This is a genomic window from Prescottella sp. R16 (genome assembly GCF_030656875.1).
Lineage (GTDB): Bacteria > Actinomycetota > Actinomycetes > Mycobacteriales > Mycobacteriaceae > Prescottella.
Genome location: NZ_CP130943.1, coordinates 944655 through 970595, shown reverse-complemented (window position 1 = coordinate 970595; position 25941 = coordinate 944655). Strand labels below are relative to the sequence as shown.

20 protein-coding genes, 1 pseudogene and 1 riboswitch are annotated in these 25941 nt (G+C 67.9%); of the genes and pseudogenes, 9 read left to right on the top strand and 12 right to left on the bottom strand.

The window, feature by feature from the left end:
- The first annotated feature begins 61 nt into the window (after nucleotides 1-61).
- Nucleotides 62-1216, top strand: coding sequence for an acyl-CoA dehydrogenase family protein (locus Q5696_RS04475; protein ID WP_305094014.1), 1155 nt, complete (start codon nucleotides 62-64; stop codon nucleotides 1214-1216).
- 71 nt (nucleotides 1217-1287) lie between these two features.
- Here Q5696_RS04475 and Q5696_RS04470 read toward each other — a convergent pair whose 3' ends face one another.
- Complete coding sequence (locus Q5696_RS04470; RefSeq protein WP_305094013.1) at nucleotides 1288-2370, bottom strand: 3-deoxy-7-phosphoheptulonate synthase; 1083 nt, start codon at nucleotides 2368-2370, stop codon at nucleotides 1288-1290.
- A 256-nt stretch (nucleotides 2371-2626) separates the two neighbouring features.
- On the opposite strand from Q5696_RS04470, the pseudogene Q5696_RS04465 reads away from it, so the two are divergent.
- Nucleotides 2627-2977, top strand: a pseudogene (locus Q5696_RS04465) (histidine kinase); the annotation flags it as partial.
- 18 nt (nucleotides 2978-2995) lie between these two features.
- On the opposite strand, the gene Q5696_RS04460 reads toward Q5696_RS04465, so the two are convergent.
- The 3 genes from Q5696_RS04460 to Q5696_RS04450 are packed head-to-tail and all read right to left on the bottom strand — an operon-like array spanning nucleotide 2996 to nucleotide 6556.
- Nucleotides 2996-4378 (bottom strand): AMP-binding protein, encoded by a 1383-nt coding sequence (locus Q5696_RS04460; protein WP_305094012.1) that lies wholly within the window; start codon nucleotides 4376-4378, stop codon nucleotides 2996-2998.
- 34 nt (nucleotides 4379-4412) lie between these two features.
- Nucleotides 4413-5207, bottom strand: a complete 795-nt coding sequence (locus Q5696_RS04455; protein WP_305094011.1) for an enoyl-CoA hydratase/isomerase family protein — start codon at nucleotides 5205-5207, stop codon at nucleotides 4413-4415.
- Nucleotides 5204-6556, bottom strand: a complete 1353-nt coding sequence (locus Q5696_RS04450; RefSeq protein ID WP_305094010.1) for an SLC13 family permease — start codon at nucleotides 6554-6556, stop codon at nucleotides 5204-5206. The genes Q5696_RS04455 and Q5696_RS04450 overlap by 4 nt, the downstream gene beginning before the upstream one ends.
- A gap of 140 nt (nucleotides 6557-6696) precedes the next feature.
- On the opposite strand from Q5696_RS04450, the gene Q5696_RS04445 reads away from it, so the two are divergent.
- Nucleotides 6697-7440 (top strand): IclR family transcriptional regulator, encoded by a 744-nt coding sequence (locus tag Q5696_RS04445; protein ID WP_305094009.1) that lies wholly within the window; start codon nucleotides 6697-6699, stop codon nucleotides 7438-7440.
- Between the two features lie 108 nt (nucleotides 7441-7548).
- Nucleotides 7549-7718: riboswitch (cobalamin riboswitch) on the top strand.
- A 158-nt stretch (nucleotides 7719-7876) separates the two neighbouring features.
- Nucleotides 7877-10138: a 5-methyltetrahydropteroyltriglutamate--homocysteine S-methyltransferase gene (gene metE / locus Q5696_RS04440; RefSeq protein ID WP_305094008.1), complete on the top strand. Its 2262-nt coding sequence runs from the start codon at nucleotides 7877-7879 to the stop codon at nucleotides 10136-10138.
- A gap of 70 nt (nucleotides 10139-10208) precedes the next feature.
- On the opposite strand, the gene Q5696_RS04435 is transcribed toward metE, so the two are convergent.
- The 4 genes from Q5696_RS04435 to Q5696_RS04420 all read right to left on the bottom strand — a co-directional run bounded on the left by Q5696_RS04435 (nucleotide 10209) and on the right by Q5696_RS04420 (nucleotide 15501).
- Nucleotides 10209-11648 (bottom strand): MFS transporter, encoded by a 1440-nt coding sequence (locus Q5696_RS04435; protein ID WP_305094007.1) that lies wholly within the window; start codon nucleotides 11646-11648, stop codon nucleotides 10209-10211.
- A 180-nt stretch (nucleotides 11649-11828) separates the two neighbouring features.
- Nucleotides 11829-11960, bottom strand: a complete 132-nt coding sequence (locus Q5696_RS04430; RefSeq protein WP_305094006.1) for a putative transporter small subunit — start codon at nucleotides 11958-11960, stop codon at nucleotides 11829-11831.
- A 12-nt stretch (nucleotides 11961-11972) separates the two neighbouring features.
- Complete coding sequence (locus tag Q5696_RS04425) at nucleotides 11973-13640, bottom strand: sodium:solute symporter family protein (RefSeq protein WP_305095129.1); 1668 nt, start codon at nucleotides 13638-13640, stop codon at nucleotides 11973-11975.
- 445 nt (nucleotides 13641-14085) lie between these two features.
- The gene (locus tag Q5696_RS04420; protein ID WP_305094005.1) at nucleotides 14086-15501 is read right to left on the bottom strand and encodes a short-chain fatty acyl-CoA regulator family protein; all 1416 of its coding nucleotides are present in this window, start codon (nucleotides 15499-15501) and stop codon (nucleotides 14086-14088) included.
- Nucleotides 15502-15733: 232 nt separating this feature from the next.
- On the opposite strand from Q5696_RS04420, the gene prpD reads away from it, so the two are divergent.
- The 4 genes from prpD (at nucleotide 15734) to Q5696_RS04400 (ending at nucleotide 20184) form a co-directional block, all read left to right on the top strand.
- Nucleotides 15734-17236 carry a 2-methylcitrate dehydratase PrpD gene (gene prpD, locus Q5696_RS04415; RefSeq protein WP_305094004.1) on the top strand — a complete coding sequence of 501 codons (1503 nt, stop codon included), beginning with the start codon at nucleotides 15734-15736 and terminating at the stop codon, nucleotides 17234-17236.
- Between the two features lies 1 nt (nucleotide 17237).
- Nucleotides 17238-18152 (top strand): methylisocitrate lyase, encoded by a 915-nt coding sequence (gene prpB, locus Q5696_RS04410; RefSeq protein WP_305094003.1) that lies wholly within the window; start codon nucleotides 17238-17240, stop codon nucleotides 18150-18152.
- Nucleotides 18149-19270: a bifunctional 2-methylcitrate synthase/citrate synthase gene (locus Q5696_RS04405; protein WP_305094002.1), complete on the top strand. Its 1122-nt coding sequence runs from the start codon at nucleotides 18149-18151 to the stop codon at nucleotides 19268-19270. Before prpB ends, Q5696_RS04405 begins: the two co-directional genes overlap by 4 nt.
- Before the next feature lie 143 nt (nucleotides 19271-19413).
- A complete protein-coding gene (locus tag Q5696_RS04400) occupies nucleotides 19414-20184 on the top strand; it encodes an IclR family transcriptional regulator (protein WP_305094001.1) in 771 nt (256 codons plus the stop codon).
- Nucleotides 20185-20254: 70 nt separating this feature from the next.
- On the opposite strand, the gene Q5696_RS04395 is transcribed toward Q5696_RS04400, so the two are convergent.
- The 3 genes from Q5696_RS04395 to Q5696_RS04385 all read right to left on the bottom strand — a co-directional run bounded on the left by Q5696_RS04395 (nucleotide 20255) and on the right by Q5696_RS04385 (nucleotide 22625).
- Nucleotides 20255-21415 carry a 3-ketosteroid-9-alpha-monooxygenase, oxygenase component gene (locus Q5696_RS04395; protein WP_305094000.1) on the bottom strand — a complete coding sequence of 387 codons (1161 nt, stop codon included), beginning with the start codon at nucleotides 21413-21415 and terminating at the stop codon, nucleotides 20255-20257.
- An 81-nt stretch (nucleotides 21416-21496) separates the two neighbouring features.
- The gene (locus Q5696_RS04390) at nucleotides 21497-21769 is read right to left on the bottom strand and encodes a hypothetical protein (protein WP_305093999.1); all 273 of its coding nucleotides are present in this window, start codon (nucleotides 21767-21769) and stop codon (nucleotides 21497-21499) included.
- A 100-nt stretch (nucleotides 21770-21869) separates the two neighbouring features.
- Nucleotides 21870-22625, bottom strand: a complete 756-nt coding sequence (locus Q5696_RS04385) for an SDR family NAD(P)-dependent oxidoreductase (RefSeq protein ID WP_305093998.1) — start codon at nucleotides 22623-22625, stop codon at nucleotides 21870-21872.
- Between the two features lie 185 nt (nucleotides 22626-22810).
- Between Q5696_RS04385 and Q5696_RS04380 the strand changes: the two genes are divergently transcribed.
- Nucleotides 22811-23392, top strand: a complete 582-nt coding sequence (locus Q5696_RS04380; protein ID WP_305093997.1) for a TetR/AcrR family transcriptional regulator — start codon at nucleotides 22811-22813, stop codon at nucleotides 23390-23392.
- 66 nt (nucleotides 23393-23458) lie between these two features.
- Here the strand turns inward: Q5696_RS04380 and Q5696_RS04375 are convergent, their stop codons facing one another.
- A complete protein-coding gene (locus Q5696_RS04375; protein WP_305093996.1) occupies nucleotides 23459-25891 on the bottom strand; it encodes an ATP-dependent Clp protease ATP-binding subunit in 2433 nt (810 codons plus the stop codon).
- Nucleotides 25892-25941 lie beyond the last annotated feature (50 nt).

Sequence of the window (25941 nt, the reverse complement as noted above, 5' to 3'; positions counted from 1 at the left end):
CCACCACACCGCCCCTACATCTGATTCCCCACCGCCCGATCAGTCGAGAAAGGACTGAGCAATGACCGACACCTTCGAGCCCTGGACCCTCACCACCGAGCAGCGCGAGATCGTCAAGCTGTGCCGTGATTTCGCCGAGAAGGAGATCCGGCCGCGTGGCCGCGAGGTGGACGAGGCCGACGTCGTCACCCCGGTCGACATCTTCGCCAAGGCCGCGCAGGTCGGTATCACCGACTTCATGATTCCCGAGGAGTTCGGTGGCGGCGGCTTCACCGACGTCTTCACGCAGTGCCTCGTGCAGGAGGAGCTGTGCTGGGGTGATCCCGGCATCGGAAACCTGATGTGCTCCAACGGTTTCTTCTCCGATCCGCTGTTGGCCCTGGGCACCGAGGAGCAGAAGGAGAAGTGGCTGCGGCCGCTGACCGGCACCTCGCCGCTGATGACCGCCCTCGCCACCACCGAGCCGGGTTCCGGTTCGGACGCCGCCTCCATCGTCACCTACGCCGAGAAGGTCGAGGGCGGCTACCGGCTCAACGGCCAGAAGGCGTGGATCTCCAACGCCGGTGCCGCCGACCAGTACGTCGTGTTCGCCAAGACCGATCGCAACGAGCGGTCCAAGGGTGTCACCGCGTTCCTCCTCACCAAGGACACCGAGGGCTTCACGTGGGGTGAGCCGATGAAGAAGATGGGCCAGCGCGCGATCGTGTGCCGGGAACTGTTCTTCGACAACGTCTTCGTCCCCGAGGAGAACCGTCTCGGCGACGAGGGCCAGGGCTTCTACGGTCTGATGAAGACGTTCGACATCTCCCGCACCGTCCTCGGTGCCGCGGCGGTCGGTGCCGCCCGCGCCGCGTACGAGTACGCGCTCGACTACGCGCGGACCCGCACGCAGTTCGGCAAGCCGATCATCGAGCACCAGGCGGTCGCATTCCGGTTGGCGGACATGGCGAACCGGATCGCGTCGGCGCGGCTGCTGGTCCTGCACTCCGCCCGGTCGATCGACGCCGGCTACGACTCCACCGCGCTGGCCGCGATGGCGAAGCTGACGGCGTCGGAGACGGCCATGTTCGTCACGCACGCCGCGATCCAGACCCTCGGCGGCTGGGGCTACTCGCGGGAGTACCCGGTGGAGCAGTGGATGCGTGACGTCAAGCTCGAGGAGATCGAGGAGGGCACCTCGGACATCATGCGGCTGATCATCTCCCGCAGCCTCTGAGATCGCCTGCCCGACAAGTGTGGTGCCCCACTCCGGCGGAGTGGGGCACCACACTTGTCACGTCCGTACCGTCACTTGCCGGCGCGACGCTCGGCGACGGCGGCGGCGAGCCGGTCGAGGGTCGCCGCGGTGGTGTCCCAGTCGATGCACGCGTCGGTGATCGACTGCCCGTAGGTGAGCTCGTCGGCCTTGCCGAGCGTCAGATCCTGGCGGCCGGCCTCGATGAAGCTCTCGAGCATGATGCCGACGATGCCACGGTCACCGGCGGCGATCCGGTCGGCGACGTCGGCGGCGACGTCGACCTGCTTGTTGTGGTCCTTGCGGCTGTTGCCGTGGCTCGCGTCGATCACGACCCGCTCGGCCAGACCCGCCTTGTTCAGCCGTGCCAGGGTGTCGGCGACGGTTTCGGCGTCGTAGTTGGGGCCGTCGGTGCCGCCGCGCAGGATGACGTGGCAGTCCGGGTTGCCGACGGTGTGGACGAGCGCGACCTGACCGTCGAGGTCGGCGCCGGGGAAGACGTGACTCGCGGCGGCCGCCCGGACACCGTCGACGGCGACCTGGACGTCACCCTCGGTGGAGTTCTTGATGCCCACCGGCATCGACAGCGCGCTGCACAGCTGACGGTGCACCTGGCTGGCGGCGGTGCGGGCACCGATCGCGCCGTACGTGACGAGGTCGGCGATGTACTGCGGCAGGATCGGGTCGAGGAACTCGCAGCCCACCGGCAGGCCCAGCCGGGAGATGTCGAGCAGCAGCTTGCGGCCGATACCGAGACCGGTGTTGATGTCGTACGTGCCGTCGAGGTGCGGGTCGTTGAGCAGACCCTTCCAGCCGAGCGTGGTGCGCGGCTTCTCGAAGTAGACCCGCATCACGATCTGCAGGTCGTCGCGCAGTTCCCCGGCCTTGGCGGCGAGCCTGCGGGCGTAGTCGATCGCGGCGTCGGGATCGTGCACGGAGCACGGGCCGACCACCACGACGAGACGGTCGTCGGTGCCGCTGAGGATGGCGACGGTCTCGGCACGGCCGGACCGCACGGTGGCGGCGGCGACATCGTCGGGGGTGTGCTCGGCGCGCACGGCGGACGGGGCCAGCAGCGGGCTGATCTGCACGGTGCGCTGCTCGTCGAGACGCTGGTCGTTGGCGATAGCGGTCATCTTCGGTTCGTTCCTGTTCTCAGGCCGACCCTCGAAGACTTGGAAGAATCCCAGTGAGCCGGTCTGTCATCCGGCTCTGGGGTGGATTGTCAGCGCGTGGTTACGCCGACCGACCCACCCGGGGCCGGCCTGCTAAACCAGAAATAGGTCGCTGACACGAGATCGAGAGTAGCCCGGGTTCGTCGGGTGCGCAGCACCTCCCCCTCGAAGGAGACGACGATCACACCCCCTGACATTTGTCACGGGGAGGTCGTGACGGGCGCGCGTGGCCCGCGACCTGCACGACATCCTGGGGCATTCGCTCACCGTCGTCACCGTCAATGCACAGCTCGCCAACCGTCTGCTCGACGCCGACGCCGACCGGGCACGGGCACGGGCACGGGCACGGGAAGCATTGCGCGCCGCCGGGATCGACGCCGATCTGCCGGGGAGCACCGACACCGTCCCGACGCGGCTGCGGGAATTGTTCGCGTGGACGATTCGAGAGACCGTCACCAACGTCGTCCGGCACAGCGGGGCGACGCGGTGCGCCGTCACCGTCGATGCCCGTCAGGTGGAGATCGTCGACAACGGCCCCGGCCCCGCCGCGGTGTCGGGCGGCAACGGCTGGTTGTGACCGGTGGGCCTACAGCAGCAGCTTCTTCTGAACCTTCCCCATCGCGTTGCGGGGCAACCCGGACACGAAGACGACCTCCCGGGGACGCTTGTGCTTCGACAGCACCTGCGACGCGTGACCGATGAGTGTCTGCTCGTCGAGGGCCGACGCGTCCTCGGCGCGCACGACGTACGCGACGATGCGCTGACCGAGGTCGCTGTCGGGAACCCCGACGACCGCCGATTCGGCAACACCCGGATGGTCGAGCAGTGCCGTCTCGATCTCGCCGGCGCCGATCCGGTACCCGCCCGATTTGATGAGGTCGACCGATTCCCGGCCCACGATGCGGTGCATGCCGTCCCGGTCACGGACCGCCAGGTCGCCGGTGACGAACCAGCCGTCTGCGGTCCAGGCTTGCGCGGTCGCGTCGGGGCGGCCCAGGTAGCCGTCGAACAGCATGGGGCCGCGGACCTCGAGCCGACCGACCTCGTCGCTGCCCGCGTCGAGAAGCTCACCGGCCTCGGTCCGCAACCGGGTCTCGACACCGTCGAGCGGGGTGCCCACCCAGCCGGGCCGCCGGTCGCCGTCCGGTCGGGTGCTGAGCGTGATGAGCGTTTCGCTCATGCCGTAGCGCTCGATCGGTTCGATTCCGGCGAGCGCGGACAGCGCCGAGAACACCGGGACAGGCAGCGGCGCGCTCCCCGACACGAGCAGGCGCGCATGGGACAACTGCCGGGCAGACGCCTCGTCCGCAACCATCCGGGACCAGATCGTCGGAACCGCGAAGTACATCGTGCCGCGGGCCGCTGCGTAGGCGGCCGGCCGGGCCGACCCGGTGTGGTGGACCTTCGAGCCGATGCGCAGCGAAGCGAGGACCCCCAGCACCAGGCCGTGCAGATGGAACAGCGGCAGACCGTGGACGACGGTGTCGTCCGCACTCCACTGCCACGCGGACGCGAGGGCATCGATACCGGACGCGAGTGCCGTCGCCGAGAGGCGGACGCCCTTGGGCGCGCCCGTGGTCCCCGAGGTGTAGAAGATCATCGCCGCCGACCGGTCCGGGCCCGCCCCCGGGCCAGCGGCCGACGGCGGGGTCACGCCGTGCGGCACTGGGCCGATCCAGTGCGTGGCCCGGCTGTCGCGGAGGAAGTAGTCGATCTCCCGGGGCCCCGAGTCCACCGGAACGGGTACCACCGGAACACCTTTCACGATACAGGCCACGATCGCGGCGAGCGCGTCGATCGTCGGCTCGGCCAGCACCGCGACCGGACCTTGGTCGGGTAGCCCGGCCGCGATGTCCGCGGCACGGACCGCCAACTGCTCCCGGGAGAACTGTTCGCCTCCGATCGTGACGGCGTCCGCGTGGTCGCGGATGGTGGTGCCGGGGTCGATAGCCGTGAGGAACGAGGTCATGTCCATCTCCTGATACAACGTGTGCGATCGATGCTTACGGGGCCGAGGCCGGTGTCCGGAAGTCCTTGCGGCCGAAGGCGCTCAGCGCGTCGGCGATATCGGGGTTGTCCATCCGCCGCCACCGCTCCTGCGCGTCTACGGCGGCGTCGGCGGACACGGTGGCCGCGTCCACGACGGATTTCGCGGCGCGCACCGACACCGCCGAGCGGCCGGCGATCGTGCGCGCCAGTCCGAGCGCCGTCGACCGGACGTCGTCGTGGCGGACGACCTGGTGGACCATCCCGTACCGGAGCGCGGACCGGGCGTCGACGGGGTCGGCGGTGAACAGCAACAGCTTCGCCACCGCGGGGCCCACCACCCGGACCAGCCGGATCACCGACGCCGCGGGGTAGACGATGCCCAACTTCGCCGGGGTGATAGCGAACGACGACCGTTCGGCCGCGACCCGCAGGTCGCACGCGAACGCCAACTGGGCACCGCCACCGACACAGTTCCCGTCGACGGCGGCGATCGTGGGCACGGCCGCCTCGGCGATCCGGCGCTCTACCGCGACCAGTTCGTCGGCAACCCGGTGCGCGCCGTCCGGAGTGATCTCACCGATGTCCATACCGGAACTGAAGCTGCGACCGCGGCCGGTGAGCACGACGGCCGCGACGTCCGAGTCCGCGATGTCGGTGAAGACCTCGTCGAGCCTGTGGCGCATGAACCGCGTGATCGAGTTGTGGGTGCGCGGATTGTCGAGCGTCACCACGGCGATACGGTCGTGCACTTCGACGGTCACCGCACCGGCTGAGGTGGTGTCGCCGCCCGCTCCCGGAGGCCGGGTCACAGCGCGATCCCGGGCAGCACCAGCACACCTACGAGGACGAGCGGGCCGAGCACGACGAGAGACAGGCCCCACCGCGTCAGCAACCGGGTCATGCGCGGACGCTGCGCCTCGTCCACCGTGCTCGCCACGCACGTCGCGCCGACGGTGGAGAACGGTGACACGTCGACGATGGACGCGCACACCGCGAGCGCACAGATCAACGCCCAGCCGGGCACGCTGCCCGATGCCACGAGCGGCAGGGTCAGCGGGACGAGCGCCGCGAGCATCCCGGTCGTGGACGCGAACGCGGACACCAGTGCCGCGACGAAGCACAGGAACAGGGCCGCGAGGAGCGGGGAGCCGATGTCGGTGGCGAGTTCACCGAGCATGTCGATGGCCCCGATGTGGTCGAGGACGCCGACGAAGGTGATGATGCCGCCGACGAGGAGCACCGTCTGCCAGTCGATACGACCGACCGCCTTGCGTCCGGCGTCCGGGTCGAGCAGCGTCAGCACAGCGCCGAACGCGAATCCGAGCACACCGATCTCGGGATCGGCGCCGACGAGCGACAGCACCACCACGGTGCCGACGAGCCCGATCATGCACAGCACCGTCATGATCTGCACCGGTGTGAAGGACGGGGACGCTGCCCGCTCGCCGGAATGGTCGCTGCCGCCGGGGCTCGGCGGTTCGTCGGCCGATCCGCCGTCCACGAGACCGCCGCCGACCGTGGCCAGACTGCGCGCCCGCGCCCGCTGCTCCGTATCGGCACGGAGCACTCGACGTCGACCGAAGAGCACGTACGCGCACGCGAACAGCACGATGTTGATTCCGAGGGCCACCGCGAAGAGCACCAGCGGACTCAGTGCAATCCCGGCCTCCTGGGCCGTCCCGTAGGCGACGATGCCGAACAGGCTGGTCGGCGCGAACGCGCCGGCGCTCAGGCCCGTGCCCATCGCCAGGGCCATCAGCATCGGATCGATGCCCCGCTTGTCGGCGACCACCATGCCCACCGGGAACAGCACCAGCGCCCCCAACGGCGCTCCCATCGACGCGAGACCCGCGCTCAGGACAAAGAACACCGTGGGGAGCACGGCCGTCCGATCGCCGACCTTCGCGAGGGACGATTCCACGATCCGGTCGATCGTCCCGTTGACGTGCGCGATCCCGAAGAAGTAGGTCACGCCCACCAGCAGCACGAGGATGCCGACTGGGAACCCGCCGACGACCTCGTCGAGCGGCATGCCCGCCAGCCCGATCCCGACGAGGCTCGCCGCGGCGAACATCAGCACGCCGATGTTGATCTTCCGCAGCGTCCCTACCACGAAGACGCCGACGAAGATCGCCAGCGCCACCCATTGAATTGCCATCCGTTCGCCTCCGACACGTCGTTCGGTTCTGGGGTCAACTTTTCCAATCGGTCCACTGTGTGGCACACTGGTCTACCTACTGAACCAGTTCGGAGTAAGCTAGCTCACACCGGCGTGCCGGTCAACGGAGAGGAAGAACCATGTCCACCACCAGCGTGGTCTCGGCGTTCCGCGTGCTCGAGGAGGTCGCCCGGATGCAACCGGTGGGCCTGTCGGAGCTGGCTCGCGCCGTCGAACTACCCAAGAGCACGGTCCAGCGTTGCCTGCTCACGCTGCACGACATCGGCTGGCTCCGCCCGACGAACACACAGCCCACCCGCTGGAAGCTGACCTATCGGGCGTTCTCGGTCGGGACCCAGGCCGCCGACCAGGACACGTTCCGCGACACGGCACTCCCGTTCCTGAGCGACCTGCAGTTGGCCACCACCGAGACGATCCACCTGACGGTGCCCGACGGCGACGAACTGATCCTCATCGAGCGCCTCGACACCCCGCACCAGTTGCGTGCATTCCTTCCACTGGGCACCCGGATCCCGCTCCACGCCTCGGCAACCGGGCTGGCGTTCCTGGCGGCGAGCAGTGACGAGTTCGTCGAAAGCTACGGGGCCACGGCGCTGCTGGCCCGCACCCCGAACACGATCACCGACCCGGACGTTCTGCATTCGACCGTCGAAAAGATTCGGCGCCAAGGCTATTCGGTGAACGAACAGGGACTGAGCACCGGGATCACTGCGCTCGGCGCCGCCATCCTCGGCCCCCGAGGCGAACCGATCGGTTCGGTGTCGGTGTCCGGCCCCAGCAGCCGCATGACGCCGGACAAGTTCGAGTTCTTCGGCCGTGCGGTGTGCGAGGCCGCGCAGCAGGTGCACGCGGCACTGATCTGAGGCGACCGCGCTTCCCTCGGCCCGGGCGGCCTATGCTGGACGGTGCAGCTGGTTCGCCGGCGCGGTCGTGAGGAGCCCCGAAGACCGTCGTCGGCGTCGAAGCGTCCCCGGTCGTGAGGCCGTCGGACGTGAGAGGGAACCCGGTGGAAGTCCGGGACTGTCCCGCAGCGGTGAGTGGGAACGACCGCCGTCATCACGCACTGGACCGTCAGGTCCGGGAAGCGACGGCCAGTAGGTTCGGGGTGTACCCGAGCGCCCGCGAGTCCGAAGACCTGCCGACTGTGCCGGGCACGCCGTGCCCGGCGGTCCACCGCCTCGAGGAAAAGGCGAGTAGATCGGCTCGGACTTCGTGCTGCCCGCTGGCAGGCACCTCAGGGGCTCGTTCTTCTCGTCTACCGGCGGTGACCGTCCACGCTGTGAGCAATTGGAGAACATCGTGACCATCGCTTTCACCGCAACGGTCCTGGGATCGCCCCGCATCGGACCGCATCGCGAACTGAAGAAGGCCGTCGAGTCCTACTGGGCCGGGAAGCTCGACGCCGCCGCACTCTCCTCGGTCGGTGCGGATCTGCGCCGGCAGACGTGGACCGAACTGGCCGACGCCGGTATCGATTCCGTTCCGGTCAACACGTTTTCGTACTACGACCAGATGCTCGACACCGCCGTCCTGCTCGGTGCACTGCCGGAGCGGGTCGCGGGGATCGAGAACGATCTGGACCGCTACTTCGCGGCCGCCCGCGGCACCGACACCGTGCCGCCGCTCGAGATGACGAAGTGGTTCGACACCAACTACCACTACCTGGTCCCCGAGATCACCGCGGCGACGACGTTCTCGCTGCACCCGGAGAAGATCCTCGGCGAGATCGCCGAAGCCCGCGCGCTCGGTGTGCCGGCGCGGCCCGTCGTCGTCGGACCGATCACGTTCCTGCTGCTGTCGAAGTTCGAGGACCTCGAGCCGCTGGACCGTCTCGACGACGTCGTCGCGCTGTACGCCGACCTGCTGGAACGGCTCGCGGACGCCGGTGCCGAGTGGGTGCAGATCGACGAGCCGGCGCTGGTCGCCGACCGCACCGACGCGGAACTGGCCGCGGTGCGCTCGGTGTACCGACTGCTCTCGGCGCTCGATCGACGGCCGGCGATCCTGGTGGCGTCGTACTTCGGCGACCTCGGGGACGCGTTGCCGGCCCTCCTCGACACCGAGGTCGAGGGCATCGCCGTCGACCTCGTCGCCGGATCCCTCGCTACCGTCGCCGCAGCCGAGGGCATCGACCGCAAGCACGTCGTCGCCGGTGTCGTCGACGGCCGCAACGTGTGGCGCACCGACCTGGACCGTGCCCTCGACACTCTCGACGCCCTGCGGGAACGGGCCGGTTCGGTGGCGGTGTCCACGTCGTGCTCGCTGCTGCACGTGCCCTACACCCTCGACGGTGAGGACGGTCTCGATCGTGCGCTGCGGTCGTGGCTGGCGTTCGGCACCGAGAAGATCCGGGAGGTCTCGGCCCTCGCGACCGCGCTGCGGTCGGGCCGTGACGCGATCGCCGACGAGCTGACCGAGTCGCGTGCGGCCGTGGCCACCCGCTCCGCCGACCCGCGCCTGCACGACGACGCGATCCGCGGCCGCCTCGCCGCGCTGACCGCGTCGGACCGCACCCGGGCCGCGGCCGCCGCGCGGCGCACCGTGCAGGCGGCCGCACTGCCGTTGCCGCCGCTGCCGACCACGACGATCGGCTCGTACCCGCAGACCACCGAGATCCGGGTGGCCCGCGCGGCCCTGCGCACCGGCGCCGTCGACCGGGCCGAATACGAGCGTCGTATGCGGGAGGAGATCGCCGATGTGATTGCGCTGCAGGAGGATCTGGGGCTGGATGTGCTGGTGCACGGCGAGCCCGAGCGCAACGACATGGTGCAGTACTTCGCCGAACAGCTCGACGGTTTCGCGGCGACCGCGAACGGCTGGGTGCAGTCGTACGGCAGCCGCTGTGTCCGCCCTCCGATTCTGTTCGGTGACGTGCGGCGCCCGCAGGCGATGACCGTCGACTGGATCGCGTACGCGCAGTCGCTGACCACCAAGCCGGTCAAGGGCATGCTCACCGGCCCCGTCACGATCCTGGCGTGGTCGTTCGTGCGGGACGACCAGCCGCTCGCCGACACCGCCGACCAGGTGGCGCTCGCGATCCGCGACGAGACCGTGGACCTCGAGAAGTCCGGTGCGGCGGTGATCCAGGTGGACGAGCCCGCGCTGCGCGAACTGTTGCCGCTGCGGGCCGCCGAGCAGCCGGCCTACCTGGACTGGTCGGTCGGCGCGTTCCGTCTCGCGACGGCGGGTGTCGCCGACGCCACCGCGATCCACACCCACCTGTGTTACTCCGAGTTCGGTGAGGTCATCGGGGCGATCGCGGGGCTCGACGCGGACGTCACGTCGATCGAGGCGGCCCGCTCGCACATGGAGGTGCTCGACGACCTGCGCGCCGTCGGCTTCGACCTGGGTGTCGGCCCGGGCGTGTACGACATCCACTCGCCGCGGGTGCCGTCGGTCGACGAGATCGCCGGGTCGCTGCGGGTGGCGCTGAAAGCTGTTCCCGCGGAAAGGCTGTGGGTCAACCCGGACTGCGGGCTGAAGACGCGGGGCCGGGCCGAGGTCGAGGCGTCGCTGCGGCACCTGGTTGCGGCGGCACGATCGGTGCGCGGCGAGCTCTGACCGAACATGCCGCGGACCTCTGGCCCGTAACAGACCACCGGTCCGCGGCACACCGCCGGTACGACAGGAACTACCCCGACATCGAGGCGGGTTCTCCTGCCGCCGTTTCCTTCTCGGGATTCCTGAGGAACGCCGCGGCAGCGGCGGCACCGATCACGGCGACGATCGCGGCGCCCAGGAACGCCGCCGAAAAACCGTCGGTCAGGGCTACCGGCTCACCGATCCGGCCGGCACCGTAGGCGGCTGCGATCGCGGTCATCACGGCCAGGCCTACCGCCGAGCCGACCTGGTAGCTCGTGTTGACGATGCCGGACGCCAGGCCGCCCTCCTCGGGTCGCGCGGAGGAGATCGCGGTCCCGAGGGTCGGAATGAACGCCAAGGACATGCCCAGTGCTACCACGAGCGATGCCGGCAGGACGTCGGTGACGAACGAGCCGTCCGGCCGGATGAGGGACAACCAGCCCATACCGGCGGCGAGGAGCAGGAATCCGGTGACCGTGACGGCCTTGATACCGAACCGACCCAGCGCTCGAGGCGCAACCACGATCATGACGATCATGACGAGGCCCGTCATGGGCACCAGTGCCGCCCCACTGGGGAACGCCGTGTAGCCCAGGACCTGCTGCAGGTACAGGTTGAGGAAGAACCACATGGGGATCCATGCCCCTCCCAGCAGCAGCTGTGCGAGGTTCGCGGCGCCGAGGTTCGGCGTCCGGAAGATGTCGAGCCGCACCAGCGGTTCGCGCCGGACCGCCTGCGATACGACGAAGGCCACCAGAAGTGCGGCCGCACCGGCGAGGACGAGCCAGGTTTGCAGGGCACCCCAGCCCACTTCGGGCGCCTCGACGATCCCGTAGACGAGCGCGGCCAGGCCGCCGGTGACGGTGACGGCGCCGAGCAGGTCTGTCCGACTCCGTGCGGCGGGACTGCCGGCCGGCATGAGTGCGGGGGTGACCGCCAGGATGACGAGCGCGATGGGGATGTTGATGTAGAACACCCAGGGCCAGTCGGCGTACTCCGTGATCAGACCCCCGAAGAACACCCCGGCCGTACCTCCGGCGGGGGCGGCCGCACCGTACAGCGCGAACGCCTTGGTGAGTTCGCGCGGGTTGCCGCCGAACAGCATCATCAGCAATGTCAGCGCCGACGGTGCAATCAGCGCGGCGCCGGCGCCCTGGACGGCGCGTCCGGCGAGTTCGACACCGACGGTGGACGCCATTCCCGCAGCGGCCGAGCCCGCGATCAGCACGATCCAGCCGGCCGTGAAGATCCGGCGGGCCCCGAACAGGTCCGACAGCTTGCCACCCAGCAGCAGGAGCCCGCCGAATGCAACGACATAGGCGTTGAACACCCACGACAGGTTCTCCTGGGAGAAGCCCAGGTCGTCACCCATCTGTGGCAGGGCCACCCCGATGATCGACGTGTCCATGATGACTATGAACTGTGCGGCCGCGATGACCGCGAGACCCAGCCACCGTCGTGATGTGGGCGGGGAATCGAAACCGGACATGCTCTCCTCCAATCGTTCTCGGATCGACCGAGCGTCGACCACTCTACGATTGTTACCCTAGGGGGGTAGGGTATGTCCATGGCTGTGGCGAGACCGGAGAAAATACAGCGGTGTCCCGGAAACGAGTTCGGCCGCCCCGCGCAGCATGTGCGCGGGGCGGCCGAACCGGATCAGGTCGGGTCAGACCAGGTCTTCGCCGGTACGCCGGGCCTCCGCCCATTCCCGGAAGAACGCGCGGGTGAGGGTGAACAGCACTCCGGCCACCAGGACCGGCCAGATCAATACGTAGAAAGTCAATGCGGCAGTGGACATATCGTGCTCCTGTCAGTGTTGCAGGTCGAGTTCACGGGGGTCGTCGCGGTCGGCGTCGTCGGAGTCGTCGAAGTCGCCGACCCGGTCCTTGATCGTGTCGAAGTCGAAGTCGTCACGGTTCCCGACGGACATCGCCCAGCACACGACCGTGCTCACCGAGTAGGCGACGAGCGACGCCGTCAGGGTGGCGTAGTCGTGGATCGACCCGAGCGCGAACGGAGCACAGACGACCGCCGCGACCACGCCCACGATCTTGGCCACCTTCAGACCGAAGAACCCGAACGCCATGAGACCGGCGATCACTCCGACACCGACGATCGCGACGACGTCGACGAGCCATCCGACAGCACCGTCGACCGAGAACCAGCCGAACCGCACCGGAATGAACACGGCCAGTGCCACCAGCACCGACGTCGTGAACGCACGGTTGGTGACCTTGCCCCAGTAGAAGCTCGCGATCACCGGGAACACGAGCGCACCCCACAGGGCGCCGACGAACACGAGCAGGTCGAGGATGTTGAGTCGCATGCTCGCGAACGCGATCGCCAGGGCCGTGGCAACGACCATCGTGATGCGGCCGACCAGCAGCATGCGGCGCGGATCCACCTTGCCGCGGCCGGCGATGTTCTGCCCGTAGACGTCGGTCATCACGATCGACGCGAGCGCCGCCAGATCCGAATCCGCAGTCGACGACAGCGATCCGATGATCATCACGAAGAACAACACGATCAGGATCGCAGGCAGATAGGTCGCGGCCATCTGCGGAACGATGTTGTTGACGTCGCCGTCCACTGGATCGATTCCGAGATAGAGCGCGAGCACCCCGAACATGCCGACACCGATGACGGTGGCACCGTATCCGACGGTGGCGGTGACGAACGTCGGCTTGATGAGATCCTCACGAACCGCGAACAGACGCTGCGCGATGGTCTGGTTACCGATCGCGTACGCCAGCACTGCCGCGATATAGGGGGCTCCCTGGTTCAGGAACGCCTCGCTGGAGAAGAAGTTGCCCTGCTCCGCAGTGAGATTCGCGGAACCGGTCTCGAACGAGGCCGGGAACCCGGCGGCGAAGAACACGACGGGGATCAGTACGACGACCGCACCGAGCATCGCAACGACCTGCATGAAGTCGGTCAGCACCGACGCCCGGAACCCGGACCACAGCGTGTATGCGAGCACTCCGAGTGCCACGAACAGCACACCCTGGACGAATGTGAACGGCGACAGCATCGAGATGAGGACACCACCGGCGATGAAGTTCGACATCAGGCTGATGACGCTGCCCACGACGTTCGAGCCGGCCAGCATGAGCTGGCTCGAACGGCCGTGCCGGGCGTACATGACCTCGGCGAGCGTGTGCGCCTTGGGGGCGACCTTCCGGATCCGCTTACCGAACGGGTAGATGAACAGAATCATCAGCGCACCCCAGAGCCCGTAGTGGATGGGCCCCGAGATGCCGTACGTGTAGCCGGAGGTCGCGGACGCGTACAGCGACGACGCCCAGATCCACGTGGCCGTCATGCTCGCGGCCGCGATACCGAATCCGACCCTGTTGCCCGCCGTCATGTAGCTGTCGGCGTTTTCCTGTTTCTTGCCGATCCGCATCGAGACGAACAGCGTGCCGCCGTAGAACACCAGCAGCAACAGCACGATCGTCGGCGCACCGAGCTTGACCATTTCGTCCAAAGATGTACCACTCCTTCGCATCAGGTCCGTCACGCGGGCAGCACACAGTCGGCACGCACGTGAGCGCACCCGGCGACTGCCGCGGTCCGGGCCCGGCAGGCAGTCGTCGCCCCTTGCCGGGACGGATGCGCGCGGAGCTCGGCACACGGATATCCGATTGTTCGTTATGGACGTCGATTCAGGACGTTCCCGCCGACGCGCACGGGGCACTGCACCGAAGGCTGCCACGTGATGACGTGTACGGCCCCAGCACATCCCGAGTCGAATCGCCGATGCGAAGGCACGCACCGGACCCGGCGCCGATCGACCTGTGTGTGGATCATTCAGCACGCCAGGACGATTCGCGCGGTCGGCGTCTTGCACCGTAGCACGACGCCCGATTCGACCGGTCCGAGTCGGGGCCGCGCCCACCCTCCCGGAGGCACGAAATGCCAGGTCAGACCGCAGGCGGGTACGGCAACCGGCTACTGGAATCCACGTCGACCCGTACAGGGCGGCCGATCTGCGGGAAGGCCCGCTGCGCGCAGTCCGTGCGCTCGCAGATCTTGCAGCCGGCACCGATCGGAACCGGCGACATCTGCTCGTCGAGCCGCAGCCCCCGCGAGTAGACGAGACGTCCGGCATGCGTGATGTCGCAGCCGAGGCCCACCGCGAAACTGCGCGCGGGCGTACCGTACGGTCTGGCACCGTCGTCGGTGGTACGGGCGATCCACAGATAGGTGCGGCCGTCGGGCATCTGCGCCACCTGGGTCAGGATGCGTCCCGGCGTGCCGAAGGCGTCGTGCACCACCCACAGCGGGCAGCTGCCGCCGACCCTCGAGAAGTGGAACGCAGTGGCGGACTGACGCTTCGAGATGTTCCCTGCCCTGTCGGTGCGGACGAAGAAGAACGGGACACCGCGACGGGTCGGCCGCTGCAGCGTCGACAGTCGATGACACACCGTCTCGAAACCCACCTCGAACTGCGAGGCGAGCATCTCGATGTCGTAGTGCAGGAGTTCTGCGGCATCGAGAAACTCGTTGTACGGCAACAACAACGCCCCGGCGAAGTAGTTCGCCAGACCGATCTTGGCAAGTTCCCGGGCGTTCGCGCCCAACCCCACCGCGGCATCCACCAGATCGTCGATCGCCGCGGACCGGGTGAGGAACGCCAACTGTGTGGCGATCTGGAATGCCCGCTGTCCCGGCGACAGCTGCCGCGACAGCGTCAGGATCCGGTCGGCCGCGTCGTACACCCGTTTCGGACCGGGACGGTCCGGCGGATCCGTGCGCAGCCGGACACCGATGCCGTGCTCGGACTCGAGCAGCGCCGTCAGCTGCGTGTCGAGCGAGCCGATGCGCAGACCGTTCTCGACGAACAGTCGTTCGGCGGCGTCGTCGAGCTCCGCGATGTGGTTGTGCCGGTCGTAGAAGAAGTCTCGTACCTCCTCGAACGGCATCGGTCGCACGGAATCGACCTCCGGCGCCTCGAGGTGGGCGCTGTACTGCTCGAGCTGCTCCGTCGCCGCCAGCAGCCGACGGTGTACAGCGACGAGGGCGTGGCCGACATCCGGCATCCTCGCCACGAACTCCTCGACGACCGTCGGACTCGGTACCGCCGGCCCGATCGCCGTCAGGACGTCCTGCAGGTCCGCTGCCAGCCGGGCGTCCTCCTCCGCGGCGAAGAACTGCGCATCGAGGTTGAACGTCGTGTTGAGTTTGAGCAGGACCGGCACCGTCAGCGGCCGCTGATCGTTCTCCAGTTGGTTGACGTAGCTCGCGGACAGGTCGAGTACCCGGGCCAATTCCAGCTGGGTCAGGCCCCGTTCCTCCCGCAACCGCCGCAGCCTCGGTCCACCGTAGATCTTCTGCATCTTCGCGTCCCTTCGCCCGGCGCTCCCCTCCGTTCGCTGTCCACTCAAACACGGTCACCGGGATTCGCACCATTCGCAAATCCACCCGATCCACACCACGAAAATACGCATGTTCAGTCACTTTCCGGCCGGATCACTCGTGCATACGCTGCAACTACCGACGCTTCGTACACCCCGGCTCCACGGGGCAGTCGCAGCAGGTCCACCAGTTCCCATCGAAGGACACACCACGTTGAAGACGTACTCCGTTCGCACCCGTCGCTCCGCCGAGGACTTCCCCAAGAGCGAACACCTGGCGTGGAAGATCGCCGAGGTGGCCACCGATCCGGTCGAGGTGCCGGCCGACACCTCCGAGATGATCGTCAACCGGATCATCGACAACGCCGCCGTCGCGGCCGCATCCGTCACCCGCCGCCCGGTCGCGAACGCCCGCGCCCAGGCCCTGTCCCACCCGTACCGGCCCGGTTCGACGGTGTTCGGTGTCGGCGGTACCTTCTCACCCGAATGGGCGGCGTGGGCCAACGGCGTCGCCGTCCGTGAGCTCGACTTCCACGACACGTTCCTGGCCGCCGAGTACTCGCATCCGGGCGACAACATTCCGTCGATCCTGGCGGTCGCGCAGCACACCGGCCGCGACGGCAACGACCTGATCCGCGCCCTGGCCACCGGCTACGAAGTCCAGGTGGACCTGGTGCGGTCGATCTGCCTGCACGAGCACAAGATCGACCACGTCGCGCACCTCGGCCCCTCCGCGGCCGCCGGCATCGGCACCCTCCTCGGCCTCGACATCGAGACCGTCTACCAGGCGATCGGGCAGGCCCTGCACACCACCACGGCGACCCGTCAGTCCCGCAAGGGCGAGATCTCGAGCTGGAAAGCCTACGCGCCGGCGTTCGCCGGCAAGATGGCCGTCGAGGCCGTCGACCGGGCGATGCGCGGCGAGGGCGCACCGTCCCCGATCTGGGAGGGCGAGGACGGCGTGATCGCGTGGCTGCTCGGCGGCCCGAGCACAGAATATGCTGTGCCGCTGCCCAGTTCGGGCGAGGCCAAGCGCGCGATCCTCGACACGTATACCAAGGAACACTCGGCCGAGTACCAGAGCCAGGCCCCGATCGATCTGGCCCGCCGGATGCGCGAGCAGATCGGCGACCTGGGCCAGATCGCGTCGATCGTGCTGCACACCAGCCACCACACCCACGTCGTGATCGGCACCGGCTCCAACGATCCACAGAAGTTCGATCCGACCGCGAGCCGCGAGACCCTCGACCACTCGGTGATGTACATCTTCGCCGTCGCGCTGCAAGACGGCACGTGGCACCACGAACGCTCGTACGCACCCGAGCGCGCGCAGCGCCCCGACACGATCGAACTGTGGCGCAAGATCTCCACCGCCGAGGATCCGGAGTGGACCCGCCGCTACCACTCGACCGATCCGGACGAGAAAGCGTTCGGCGCCCGCGCCGAGGTGACGCTGAAGAGCGGTGAGGTGATCGTCGACGAGCTCGCGATCGCCGACGCGCACCCGCTCGGCGCCCGGCCCTTCTCGCGCGACCAGTACATCGCGAAGTTCCGCACGCTCGCCGAGGGTGTCGTCGATCCGGCCGAGCAGGATCGCTTCCTCGACGCCGCGCAGCGCACCCCGGAGCTGAAAGCCGGCGAGCTGCACCAGCTCACGTTCACCGTCTCGGACGACGTTCTCGCCCGCTCCCCCGAGTTGCCGAAGGGACTGTTCTGACATGCCCGGCCTCATCGCCGCCTCCACCTCCGCAGCCGACAAGCGCATCACGTTCCGCGCCGGGCTCTCCTCCGGCCGGATTCAGCGCCTGCCCGGTGCGATCAATCCGTTGACCGCCAAGCTGATCCAGGAGATCGGCTTCGAGGGCGTGTACGTCTCCGGTGGCGCTTTCTCCGCCGGGCTCGGTCTCCCCGACATCGGGCTGACCACGCTCACCGAGGTCGTCGCGCACAGCCGGCAGATCGCCGGTGTCACCGATCTGCCGGTGCTCATCGATGCCGACACCGGTTTCGGCGAGCCCATGTCCGCGGCCCGGACCGTCCTGGCCGCCGAGGACGCGGGCATCGCCGGCCTGCACCTCGAGGATCAGGTGAACCCCAAGCGTTGCGGGCACCTCGACGGCAAGGCGATCGTGCCCATCGACGAGATGGTCCGCCGTCTGCGCGCTGCGGTCACGGCTCGGCGCGATCCGAACTTCGTGATCTGCGCCCGTACCGACGCCGCCGGTATCGACGGCATCGATGCCGCCATCGACCGGGCCAAGGCCTACGCGGACGCCGGCGCCGACATGATCTTCACCGAGGCTCTGCACACCGAGGCAGACTTCGCGAATTTCCGTGCTGCAGTGGATATCCCGCTGCTGGCGAACATGACGGAGTTCGGCAAGTCCCGACTGATCCCTGCGCAGACGCTCGAGGACATCGGCTACAACGCGGTGATCTACCCGGTCACCACGCTGCGGCTGGCGATGGGCGCCATCGAGCGGGGCCTACGCGAGATCCACGCGACCGGCACGCAGGAGGGGCAGCTCGATCAGATGCAGACCCGGTCGCGGTTGTACGAACTGCTCGAGTACGAGCGCTACAACGAGTTCGATTCCGGAGTCTTCGACTTCACGCTCGGAGGGAACCAATGACAAGTGCAGTCCCGACGATCTACAAAGGCCTGGCCGGCGTCGTCGTCGACACCACCGCGATCTCCAAGGTCGTGCCCGAGACCAACTCGCTGACCTACCGCGGCTACGCGGTCCAGGACCTGGCCGCGAACTGCAGCTTCGAGCAGGTCGCCTATCTGCTGTGGAACGGCGAGCTGCCCTCGGACGCCCAGCTGGAGCTGTTCTGCCAGCGCGAGCGCGCGAATCGACGGGCCGACCGGTCACTGCTCTCGCTGGTGGCGAAGATGCCGGACAACTGCCATCCGATGGACGTGGTCCGCACGGCGATCAGCTATCTCGGTGCCGAGGATCCCGAGGAGGACGACAACTCTCCGAAGGCCAACCGAGAGAAGGCCCTTCGCATGATGGCGGTGCTGCCCACGATCGTGGCGGCCGATCATCGCCGGCGCCGCGGCCTCGATCCGATCACCCCGCACAGCCATCTCGGGTTCGCCGAGAACTTCCTGGGCATGTGCTTCGGCGAGATCCCGGATGCGGAGATCGTCAAGGCGTTCGAGGTGTCGCTGATCCTGTACGCGGAGCACAGCTTCAATGCCTCCACCTTCGCCGCCCGGGTGGTGACCTCGACGCTGTCCGACATCTACAGCGCTGTCACCGCCGCGATCGGCACCCTCAAGGGCCCGCTGCACGGCGGTGCCAACGAGGCCGTCATGCACGACATGCTCGAGATCGGCGATCCCGAACGCGCCGAGGCGTGGGTGCGCGGCAAGCTGGCCCGCAGGGACAAGGTGATGGGCTTCGGCCACCGGGTCTACAAGAACGGCGACTCCCGCGTCCCGACGATGCGCAAGGCGTTCTTCGACGTCGCCGCGAAGACCGACGGCGGCAAGTGGGTCCGGATGTACGAGATCCTCGAGCGCACCATGAACGAGGCCACCGGGATCGAACCGAACCTCGACTTCCCGACCGGGCCGGCGTACTACCTGATGGGCTTCGACATCGAGGTCTTCACGCCCATCTTCGTGATGAGCCGGATCACCGGCTGGACCGCACACATCATCGAACAGGGCGAGTCCAACGCCCTGATCCGCCCGCTCAGCGAATACTCCGGCGTCCCGCAACGGTCGGTGGGGGCCTGAACCCTCGAACCCGGTGGGGAACCGCCGGTGCACATCGAGACAGCACTGGAGAGACGCGTCTCACACTGCTACAGTCTCAGCATTTGATTGAACGCTTGCTCAATGAGTGGGCGAATGTGCACCGTACGGAGGTTCTGATCGGCATGACGACGAGAGAAGCCCAGTCCCCGAGCGCAGTCATCGACCGCGTGGCCGTCCTGCTCGACGCATTCCGTAACGCCGACCGTCTGACACTGTCCGAGTTGTCCAGGCGGTCGGGGCTCCCCCGGTCGTCGACGCACCGGATGCTGGTCCAGCTGGTGCGGCTCGGGTGGGTGCGCCGGCACGGGCACACGTACGAGCTGGGCATGAAGATGCTCGAGCTCGGCTCCCTCGCCCAGCACCACGATCGTGTCCATCGAGCCGCCCTGCCCGTTCTCCACGACCTGCACAACACCACCGGGCTCGTCGTCCACCTCGCGGTGCTCGACGGCACGGACGTGCTCTACCTGGAGAAGCTCGGCGGCCGGTTCACCCTGGCGGTACCTTCCCGGGTCGGTGGCCGGCAGCCCGCCCACCGCACCGCGATCGGCAAGGCGCTCCTCGCCCACTCACGGATCGACCCCCACACGATCCTGCCGGAACCGGTCACCGGGCCGACTCCGCACTCGATCAACGACGCCGACCGGCTCCGCGCCGAGCTCGCCCGGGTCCGTGAGCAGAACATCGCGCACGACCGGGACGAGACGGCGATCGGGGTGTCGTGTGTCGCGGCAGCCATCGGAGACTCCCGGCACACGGTCGGCGCGATCTCGGTGTGCGGGCCGACGGCGAGCATCAACACCTCCGCCCTCACCACACCGGTCCGGATGGCAGCCCACGCCACCTGGCGGCATCTGACGGGCAACCGTGTGCGCCGCCCCGTTCCGGCTTGATCGACGTCACGAAAAAGCGGGTGCCCCCACCGGATTCGGTGGGGGCACCCGCTTTTCGTCACGTGTTCGATCAGACGTCGGCGACGAGCTCGTCCGGGATGACCCCCTCGGCAACGTTCTGCGCCACCTCGGCACGCCAATTCTGCTGGGCGCGAGTGGTGTCGACCTCGAACTCGAAGCGCCGGGTCATGTCCTCGGTGACGTCCTCGACGTCGACGTAGAACTGCTGGTACCAGCGGCGCAGCTGGTAGACCGGGCCGTCCTCCTCGGTCAGCAGCGGGTTCTCGATCCGGCTCTTGTGCTGCCAGATCGCGATGTCCTGCTTGAACTGGTGCTCGACGCCCTCGGTGAACTGCTCCGCCATCGCCTTGGCCTCCTCGTCCGACAGACCCTCGGTCCGCTTGACGACGGTGCCCCACTGCAGCAGGAAGGAGTTGTTCGTGATCGGGTAGTGACAGTTCGCCAACTTGGTCTCGACCTTGACGTCGCCGGCGACCGTGTAGACGGTGTCGAGCATGAAGGACGGACCGTAGTACGAGGCGTCCGAGATCGTCTCGGCCTCGGCCATACCCAGCTGGACGCCGGTCTGGATGTCGTCACGACCACCCGAGCGCATCACCTGCGTCGCGACGTGTCCCTCGAAGATGTTCTTGAAGTAGGTCGGGATCTGGAAGTGCACGTAGAAGAAGTGCGCCATGTCGACCACGTTGTCGACGATCTCCCGGCAGTGCGAGCCCTCGACGTAGTAGGTGTTCCAGCTCCACTCGCTCCACTCGCCGTCCTCGTACCCGTCGATCTCCGGGATCGTGACGTCCGCGGGCGGCGGATTGCCCTGCGGATCGTTCCACACGAACAGCAGCCCGTTGCGTTCGAGCGTCGTCCAGGACCGGGTCTTGGCGACCGGCGGTACCCGGCGGGCGTAGGGAATGTCGGTGCACTTGCCCTTGCCGTTCCAGCGCCAGTCGTGGAACGGGCACGCGATGCTGTCCCCCTTGATCTCGCCCATCGCGAGATTGCCGCCCATGTGCCGGCAGTACGCGTCGAGGACGTTCAGCTGCCCCTTGCTGTCCTCGAACACCACCAGGTCGGTGCCGAAAATCTTTACCTGGTGCGGCTTTCCGTCCCGGAAGTCACCGAGCCGGCCGATGCAGTGCCAGCCCCGCGCGAACCTCTCGGGATTGGCCCCCGCCTCGATCTCCCGAACCTCGACGTCCTCGACGATCTCGGTCATCGTGTCTCCTTGCTGGTAGTGAGCGCCGCCGCAGTGCGCGGCGGCACGAGTGTCCTCGGAACGGCTCCGCGTTCCGCACGATCACGTGTACGCACGCACCTCGTGCGTCGAGCCGGACACCGGGACCGTCCTGTGCGACTCCGTGATTCGTCCCTCTACGACGGCCGTGTCGATGCTCGCGTCGAGCGCGCCGCACGACCGCAGCCGATCGATGGGTGTCCCCGCCGCGGACAGGCGCCGGAACTCTGCGCATGCGGTCGTCGCGTCGTCGAGCCACTGGGTACTGATGTGCGTCGGACTGTACTTCTCGACGAGTACCCGGTTACCGCACATTCCACATTCGACAGGTTGCACTGCACACCTCTTCCGCTGTCGTCGATTCCTCCAGCGTAGGAAGCCTCCCACTCTCAGCGGAACATGATTTCCGTTGAGCGGTAAAGATTTCCGCCCGGCATCAGCGTAGGTGAGCCTGGCCTCCGTCGACCGGCAACGCGTGTCCGGTGATGTACCGGGCGGCCGGGCTGCACAGGAACACCACGGCCGGCCCGATGTCGGTCTCGGCATCGCCCAGCCGGCCGAGCGGAATACTCCGCAGGTACTCGTCGTGCGCCTGTGGGTCGAGTTCCGCCCACTCGTCCATCGCGGGCGACGACGCCAGCGGCAGGATCGCGTTGACACGGATGCCGTCTCCGCCCCACTCGCACGCCGCGGTCCGGGTGAGTACGCGCACCGCCTCCTTCGCCGCCGCGTAGACGCCCGACCCGGACAGGTCCGACCGCATGCCGGCCGCGGAACCCAGGTTCACGATCGCGCCGTGGCCCTTCAGATGCGGATGACAGGTACGCATGAGCCGCCAGGCGGCGAGCGGGCCCGAATCCATTCCGTCGCGATAGGCACTCTCGCCGACGTCGAGAAGTGTGCCGTGGGCCGGTATCTGGGCGTTGTTGACCAGGATCGAGAGCCCGCCGTAGACCGAAACGACCTCCGACACCGTCTCCTCGATCTGCCGCGCATCAGTCACGTCACAGCGCAGCGCGAGAGCCTCACCACCGCGTCGCACGATCTCGGCAGCGGTGTCGGACACCGTGGACAGTGTCCGGCCGACGACGGCGACTCGCGCCCCCTCCGCAGCCAGAGCCAGCGCGATTCCGCGCCCGATGCCCTGGCCGGCCCCCGTGACCAGGGCCACGTCCCCGTCGAGTACACCCATGCCGCTTTCCGCCTCTCCTCGATTCACATCCGATCCGGATCATTGTGATCCGGGACACGTGATTGAGCAAGCGATCAATCAATGTAGAATCGGGCAAACCGCACGCGGCATGCCGGGATCGGTACCATGAGGCGCCCCCGAATCCGGCCGCCCACGAATCCGGCTCCGACACAGGAAGAACCCACATGGACCCGCAGGAACGACGGCAACAGATCCTCGAGCGTTCCGGGGAGATCTTCGCGACCAAGGGCATACCCGCGGCCACGGTCCGTGAGATCGCCGAGGCGTGCGGCGTCTACTCCGGCACGCTCTACCACTACTTCCCGTCCAAGGACGCGATCGTCGCGGAGATCATCCGCGTCTACGTGGATGAACTGCACGAACGATGCTCCGAAGTCGTCGCACGAAACCTGCCGCCGATCGAACGACTCGAGGCACTCGTGCAGGTCGCGATCGACGCCGCCGAGCACCATCCGCACGCCACCGCGATCTGGCAGATCGAGACCGGCTACATGCGCACCGTCATGGACGAGGCCAGCCTCGCCGAGAAGGGCGACTTCGCAGCGGTCCTGTGGCTGCAGTGCATCACCGAGGCGCGCGACGCCGGGATCCTGCGCTCGGACGTCGATCCCGCCACCTTCTACCAGCTCATGCGCGACGCGGTGTGGATGACGAACCGATGGTTCACGGCAACACCGAACAGGTCGAACTCCGACTTCGCCCGCGAGATCACCTCGATCTTCATCGACGGTCTCCGCGTGCGCTGACCGCACACGTCGAAGGGCGGGGCAGGCGAATCGTGTTCGCCTGCCCCGCCCTTCGTATCGGCTGGGTCAGCTGACGACGAGATCCAGCTCGTCGTCGGTGACCTTCACGGTGATCCGTCCGCCGGCGTCGAGGACGTCGTCGAGCAGCAGATCGGCGATCCGGTCGTCGACCTCGCGCGCGATGGTCCGGCGCAGCGGCCGAGCCCCGAACTCGGGCTCGTGCCCGTGCTCGGCGATCCAGTCCACCGCATCGGGTGTGAACTCGATGTCGATGTCCTGTGCCCGCAGCCGGTCCCGGCTCTCGCCCAGCAGCAGATCGGTGATCCGGTGCAGTTGCTCGGTCTCGAGCTTGCGGAAGATCACGATCTCGTCGATCCGGTTGAGGAACTCCGGCCGGAACGACTCCCGCAGGCGGCCCATCACCTTCTCGCGCAACGGCTTCTCCGCCGCGGCGGCGTCACCGGTGGTGAAGCCGAGCGCACCACCCTTGCTCGAGATGATGTCCGAACCGAGGTTGCTGGTCATGATCAGGACGGTGTTCTTGAAGTCCACCGTCCGACCCTGACCGTCGGTCAGCCGTCCGTCGTCGAGCACCTGCAGCAGCACGTTGAACACGTCCGGGTGCGCCTTCTCGATCTCGTCGAGCAGGATCACCGAGTACGGGTTCCGGCGCACCTGTTCGGTGAGCTGACCGGCCTCGCCGTAGCCGACGTAACCCGGAGGCGCCCCGACCAGCCGGCTCGCGGTGTGCCGCTCGCCGAACTCGCTCATGTCGAGCCGCAGCATCTTGCTCTCGTCGCCGAACAGCGACTGCGCCAACGCCTTCGCCAGTTCCGTCTTACCGACACCGGTCGGACCGAGGAACAGGAAGCTGCCGACCGGACGACGGGGGTCACCCATGCCGGTCCGGCTGCGCCGCACTGCTCGTGCGATCGCCTTCACCGCGTCCTCCTGGCCGACGACCCGCTGGTGCAGTTCGCCCTCCAGACGGCGCAGACGCTCCTTGTCCTTCTGCGTCATCTGACTGGCCGGAATCCCCGTGGACCGCGCGACGATCTCCGCGATGTCCTCGGCGGTCACCGCCGGCGTCTCGACTGCCGCAGGCTTGCCCGCGCGAGCCTCGGCGAGCCGCTTCTCGGCTCCCGCGATCTCGTCGCGCAGCTGCGATGCCCGCTCGTAGTCCTCGGCGGACACGGCGTCTTCCTTGAACTTCTCGAGCCGTGCGATCCGCTGTTGCAGCGCCTTGGCGTCCGGATCGGATGCCCCGAGCTGCAAGCGCTTCCGCGCACCTGCCTGGTCGAGCAGGTCGATCGCCTTGTCCGGCAGGTACCGATCGGCGATGTACCGCGACGACAGTTCGACGGCAGCCGCGATCGCCGCGTCGGTGTAGCTGACGCGGTGGTGATCCTCGTACCGCTCGCGCAGACCGGACAGGATCGCCTTGGCGTCCTCCTGGCTCGGCTCGTTCACGGTCACCGGCTGGAACCGCCGCTCCAGCGCAGGGTCCTTCTCGATGTGCTTGCGGTACTCGTCGAGCGTGGTCGCCCCCACGATCCGCAGGTCGCCGCGAGCCAGCTTGGGCTTGAGGATGTTTCCGGCATCCATCGCACCCTCGCCTCCGGCGCCCGCACCCACGATGGTGTGCAGTTCGTCGATGAACACGATGAGCCGGCCGTCCTGCGCGACGATCTCGTCGACCGCCTTGGTCAGCCGTTCCTCGAAGTCGCCGCGGTAGCGGGTTCCGGACAGCATTCCGGCCAGGTCCAGCTGGACGATCTTCTTGTCCGCCAGCACATCCGGGACGTCTCCGTCCACGATGCGCTGCGCCAGGCCTTCGACGACGGCGGTCTTGCCGACGCCGGCTTCACCGACCAGCACCGGATTGTTCTTGGTGCGGCGGGCCAGGATCTCGATGGCCTGCTCGATCTCGTCGCCGCGTCCGATGACCGGGTCGACGCCGCCGGAGCGGGCCCGTTCGGTCAGGTCCGTGCCGTACTTGTCGAGTGTCGGTGTGGCCGACTCCTGCTGCGGCTCCACAGGGCTCGCGTTGACCGCGGACTGCATCGACTCCGGGGTGACGCCGGCGGAAGCGAGGATGCGGCCGGTCGTCGAGTCCCCGTTCGAGACCAGCGACAGGAAAATGTGTTCGGGGTCGATGTACGTCGAACCGAGTGCTCGCGCGATCTGATGCGCGTCGAGCAACGCCCGACGTCCGGCGGCCGTGACCGTCGGAGAGGTCGAGACGGCCTCCCGCCCACGGGGCAGGTGCGCCTCCGCGTCCCTCGAGATCGCCTCCGGGTCCCCGCCCACTCGCTTGACCATGTCGCGCACCGGGTCCTTGACCGCGGCCACGTGCAGGATGTGCAGTGCGTCCAGGCCCGTGTCACCCCGGCCGGCCGCGAACTGCGCGGCCTCCGCCATGAGCTGCTGTGTGTCGTTGCTCATGAGACGGGTGATATCGATGCGCCCGGGCCCCTCGGGCCCGAAGAATGCCGGCATTCGCAGCCTCCTCCAAAGTTGAGTCTTACTGACTCATGGAACATGCCTGG

Bases quoted from the DNA above. Each gene is read 5' to 3' on its own strand.
- prpB (WP_305094003.1), top strand. From the start codon at position 17,238: ATGCCCGGCCTCATCGCCGCCTCCACCTCCGCAGCCGACAAGCGCATC.
- Q5696_RS04475 (WP_305094014.1), top strand. From the start codon at position 62: ATGACCGACACCTTCGAGCCCTGGACCCTCACCACCGAGCAGCGCGAG.
- Q5696_RS04385 (WP_305093998.1), bottom strand. From the start codon at position 22,625: ATGGGTGTACTCGACGGGGACGTGGCCCTGGTCACGGGGGCCGGCCAG.
- Q5696_RS04470 (WP_305094013.1), bottom strand. From the start codon at position 2,370: ATGACCGCTATCGCCAACGACCAGCGTCTCGACGAGCAGCGCACCGTG.
- Q5696_RS04375 (WP_305093996.1), bottom strand. From the start codon at position 25,891: ATGCCGGCATTCTTCGGGCCCGAGGGGCCCGGGCGCATCGATATCACC.
- Q5696_RS04460 (WP_305094012.1), bottom strand. From the start codon at position 4,378: ATGACCTCGTTCCTCACGGCTATCGACCCCGGCACCACCATCCGCGAC.
- Q5696_RS04395 (WP_305094000.1), bottom strand. From the start codon at position 21,415: ATGACCGAGATCGTCGAGGACGTCGAGGTTCGGGAGATCGAGGCGGGG.
- Q5696_RS04380 (WP_305093997.1), top strand. From the start codon at position 22,811: ATGGACCCGCAGGAACGACGGCAACAGATCCTCGAGCGTTCCGGGGAG.
- Q5696_RS04405 (WP_305094002.1), top strand. From the start codon at position 18,149: ATGACAAGTGCAGTCCCGACGATCTACAAAGGCCTGGCCGGCGTCGTC.
- Q5696_RS04430 (WP_305094006.1), bottom strand. From the start codon at position 11,960: ATGTCCACTGCCGCATTGACTTTCTACGTATTGATCTGGCCGGTCCTG.
- Q5696_RS04400 (WP_305094001.1), top strand. From the start codon at position 19,414: ATGACGACGAGAGAAGCCCAGTCCCCGAGCGCAGTCATCGACCGCGTG.
- Q5696_RS04445 (WP_305094009.1), top strand. From the start codon at position 6,697: ATGTCCACCACCAGCGTGGTCTCGGCGTTCCGCGTGCTCGAGGAGGTC.
- Q5696_RS04425 (WP_305095129.1), bottom strand. From the start codon at position 13,640: ATGGTCAAGCTCGGTGCGCCGACGATCGTGCTGTTGCTGCTGGTGTTC.
- Q5696_RS04435 (WP_305094007.1), bottom strand. From the start codon at position 11,648: ATGTCCGGTTTCGATTCCCCGCCCACATCACGACGGTGGCTGGGTCTC.
- Q5696_RS04450 (WP_305094010.1), bottom strand. From the start codon at position 6,556: ATGGCAATTCAATGGGTGGCGCTGGCGATCTTCGTCGGCGTCTTCGTG.
- Q5696_RS04420 (WP_305094005.1), bottom strand. From the start codon at position 15,501: ATGCAGAAGATCTACGGTGGACCGAGGCTGCGGCGGTTGCGGGAGGAA.